Source organism: Paenibacillus sp. 01T424 (assembly GCF_056398745.1).
This window is the reverse complement of sequence record NZ_JBFTPZ010000098.1, coordinates 1-3313: the sequence shown is the minus strand read 5'-3', so window position 1 is coordinate 3313 and position 3313 is coordinate 1. Positions and strand designations below refer to the sequence as shown.

Genomic DNA, 3313 nt, shown 5'->3' with positions numbered 1-3313 from the left:
TTCGTGTGCCGGATCTTTACGGCCCGACAAAAGAGCAGTGGGCCGAGTACGGAGCGCTACCTCCAGTAATTTAGAGTAAGATTATATCCGCTTTGGCCGTTTGGCTATAGTGGGATTTATAAGTATTTTATCATAGGATTGAAAGTGGTGGCTTGAATCATAGACAAGAGGATACCATCGGACTGAAACTGTTGATTCTATTGAACTAACGGGTAAGTTGAGCCATGCGGATTGAGGTTAAGATTTATTGAACTAACGGGGAACGATAGTTGAATGACGAAAAGACGGCAAACGCTATTAATCGTTTGCCGTTTTTCATTGAAGTAACGGGCAGTATAGGAGAGGAGTTATTATGATAAGAGGCATTAGCTTCGAAATACCAAATGAGTACGGGAGCTACTTGGCTGGGATACTGAAGCCAGTCGATGTAGCTGCATATAACTGGTATGTTGGCGGTGAAGAAGCATATTTCATCGAGTACGGGGAGTTAGGGCGGCCACTCTTTCCTGATGAGGTTATTGGAATGGAAGGCGAAACATTAAAGCAGACAATAGAAAAAAACGAGTATTATGTGATTTTTGCAAACCTAAAGGCTTTTCCAAGAAATAAAGAGATTATTGATATTCAAACGTTTGAAGATTTTATTATCAGTGAATGTAGCCTCGTTATTTTAGTGGTCGATTGCGTGTATGTTACGGTGTATAGTAAGGATCCAGAAACAATCCAAAGGCTCTATAATAACTCGCTAACAATGGGGTTTTCTGAAGTAAACTTCATTACAGATGAAAATGATTTCAGAACAAGACTTTCTGTATGGTAAAGCATTCATGTTTGCATTGCTTGAATGTAATCGCTCAACTAACGGGACACGTTAACGGGCGGGTAGTTGAACAAGTCTAGAGAATAAATGCTGATAATGATATTCCCGTCTGAGTCCAAAGTACGCCAGTCTTTTCCTTGATCACATTTGCTCAAGTGTTTACTTGATGGTGCTTAAGATTCGTTATAGTATAATTAAAAGAAACATTCTGGAAAGGTAGATCCGTCTCAATGCAAACAAAGAGTAAATTATTCATTCTTGGTACGGTAGTTGCAACTGTAATAATTATGATGGGGCAATTGCGTGCCACCTCTACTTCAGCAGCCACTCCCACCTATTATGTAGACTCCAGAGGCAACGATGATAACGCGGGCACCAAAAAATCTCCTTGGAGAACTCTCCAGCATGCAGCAGACGTCGTAAAACCGGGCAGTACCGTGTATGTTAGAGGGGGCGTCTATAAGCAAAAGCTGAAAATTACCCGCTCCGGCTCAGCCCGGGGTGGTTCGATCACGTTCGTAAACTTTCCGAAGGAAAGGGCAGTCATTGATGGAAGCGGACTTTCTGTCACAGGACAACAAGGCATTATTGAGATTGAAGACGCCAGCCATATCACGATAAAGGGGTTTGAAATCCGTAATTTTATCACAACGAAAAAAGATCAATTGCCTATAGGTATATATGTCCACGGCTCAGGAAGCTATATTAAGATTCTGAATAACAAAGTGCATGATATCAAAAATACCGCTGCACCAACCGGCAGTGACCTGCTTGGCCGGGATGCTCACGGTATCGCTGTGTATGGTACTGATGCACCCGCCTCCATTCATCATGTAGCGATAGAAGGTAATGAGCTTTACAAGCTGGTACTGGGTTCAAGCGAGTCCCTTGTTTTAAACGGAAATGTCGATACTTTTTCCGTGACGAACAATCTCATTCATGATAATGACAATATCGGAATCGATCTCATCGGCTTCGAAGGAGTAGCGCCGCATCCGTCCTACGATCAAGTGAGAAATGGATTAGTCAGTGGCAATAGAGTATATAACATCTCATCCAACTTTAACCCTTCTTACGGTAAATCACTTCCTAACAATAGCAACGCGGCCGGTGGTATTTATATTGATGGGGGGAAAGACAGTGTTATTGAACGAAATTACAGTTACAAGAACGATATTGGCATTGAAATTGCCAGTGAACATGCWGGGAAATCCACAAGCGATATTACCGTGCGAAGCAACATTGTCTACAGTAATCGGTATACGGGAATAGCGATGGGCGGCTACGATAGTGAACGAGGCGCAACTGTGAATTGCAAGATCATCAACAATACCCTATATCAAAATAATTCGCTGAATGACGGCAGTGGTCAAATTCTGCTACAGTATGATACCAAGAATAATATGATCACAAATAATATCATCTTTGCGGAATCATCGAATGTCTTCATCTATAACGAACACACGAAAAACTCGGGAAATGTGGTAGACTACAATCTTTATTACGCCCCCGGAGACGTTTCGAAAGCAAATTGGATTTGGAAAAACGAGGAATATGTCGGTTTTTCGGCTTATAAGACCAGTACTAGAAATGATGTACACTCTATATTTGCCGAACCGCGGTTTGTGAATCAAGGCCAAAATAATTTCCACCTTAAAGCTGCTTCCGCAGCAATCGATGCGGGTAGATCTTACAGTTCGATCATCAAAACCTTGGACATTGACGGTCAAGCAAGACTACGGGGAGCATCAGTTAACATAGGGGCAGATGAGTAAAGGAAACGTTAGTTCAATAGTACACATCGATGAGCAGGCGCTGCGGTGGCCTGCTCATTTTATTAAGCTAACGGGCAGCATTCCTATTATGAAGAAATAGTGGTTTTGAATGCTGTTGAAAGCGGCACGGTTGGCATCAGGCACGGTATGAAAGTACGTTACTCTAAAAGCAACGGGTTCAGGACAGGACTCTCCACTCCTATCTATACTTTTGCACTCTGTTTGAGTGCAAGCCACCTTTCCAGGTGGCTTTTTTTATTGATCGTGAATTGACTTGCCTGCCAAAGGCTGCGGTATGCGACTCGAAATTTATGGTTGAGTCATTTTTGACGTGGTATGTAAAATTACGGGGAATGTCGGATTCGGTGAAGGTAATCGTAAATACCTAACAGACGTTAATTATCATGCAGAGGCGCTCTTTTTTATTTAAAGTCCAAATTAATGAATCTACAGGAATGCTCCCTTGGTACGATATAATTTTCTCACGAATGCTCGCTTATTCGCAGGATTTCGCCCGGATAGTAAGGGGGGGAAGACATGAAGGGAATACCCTGTTAGACTTCGGTAACATGAAGACGCACGGGAATAGAGGAGGGATATAACCGTCCTATATACTTCGATTTACTGCACGCATTCTCCACGCCACCCTTGGAGGTTTTCACTCCCATGTCTTAACGGGTCTATGCCCTCTCATTCCTTCGTTACGCCTATCCAAGGG

The 3313-nt window shown here is 42.7% G+C and carries 2 protein-coding genes; both read left to right on the top strand.

The window, feature by feature from the left end:
* The first annotated feature begins 352 nt into the window (after window positions 1-352).
* A complete protein-coding gene (locus AC1DPK_RS33980) occupies window positions 353-820 on the top strand; it encodes a DUF2691 family protein (RefSeq protein WP_477513010.1) in 468 nt (155 codons plus the stop codon).
* Window positions 821-1050: 230 nt separating this feature from the next.
* Window positions 1051-2595 (top strand): DUF1565 domain-containing protein, encoded by a 1545-nt coding sequence (locus AC1DPK_RS33975; protein WP_477513009.1) that lies wholly within the window; start codon window positions 1051-1053, stop codon window positions 2593-2595.
* Window positions 2596-3313: the final 718 nt, after the last annotated feature.